Here is a 687-nt window from a genome sequence, read left to right as displayed (position 1 = left end):
CTGAGACCTGGACCCACGAGGAGTTCCTCGTGGCCTGTCTGCAGCGTGAGGTCTCGGCCCGTGAATCCCACGGCGGTGAGGGCCGTATCCGTGCGGCACGGTTCCCTTCGCGAAAGTCCCTTGAGGAGTTCGATTTCGACCATGCCCGCGGCCTCAAACGCGATCTGATTGCTCACCTGGGGACTCTGGACTTCGTGGTCGCCAAGGACAACGTTGTCTTCCTGGGCCCACCGGGTACCGGCAAGACACACCTGGCCATCGGGATCGCGATCCGCGCCTGTCAGGCCGGCCACCGGGTGCTGTTTGCCACCGCCTCTGAATGGGTGGCCCGGCTGGCCGAAGCCCATCACGCCGGGCGCCTGCAGCAAGAACTAATCCGCCTGGGCCGCTACCCGCTGCTGGTTATCGACGAAGTCGGCTACATCCCCTTCGAGTCCGAAGCCGCCAACCTGTTCTTCCAGCTCGTGTCCTCCCGATACGAACGCGCCAGCCTCATCGTGACATCGAACAAACCCTTCGGTCGCTGGGGTGAAGTGTTCGGCGACGACGTCGTCGCCGCCGCCATGATCGACCGCCTCGTCCACCACGCAGAAGTCATCGCCCTCAAGGGCGACTCCTACCGCATCAAAGACCGCGACCTCGGACGAGTTCCAGGATCGACCACAGAAGAATGAACACCAAGGGGGT

The 687-nt window shown here is 63.6% G+C and carries 1 protein-coding gene; it reads left to right on the top strand.

Annotation, left to right across the window (positions count from 1 at the left end; genetic code table 11):
• A partial coding sequence (gene istB, locus AU198_RS20910; RefSeq protein ID WP_064350501.1) for an IS21-like element helper ATPase IstB occupies window positions 1-674 on the top strand: 674 nt, incomplete at its 5' end.
• Window positions 675-687 lie beyond the last annotated feature (13 nt).

Origin of the sequence: Mycobacterium sp. GA-1199, from assembly GCF_001500045.1 — a bacterium.
In the GTDB taxonomy this organism is placed as follows: Bacteria; Actinomycetota; Actinomycetes; order Mycobacteriales; family Mycobacteriaceae; genus Mycobacterium.
This window is presented reverse-complemented; position numbering and strand designations above follow the sequence as displayed.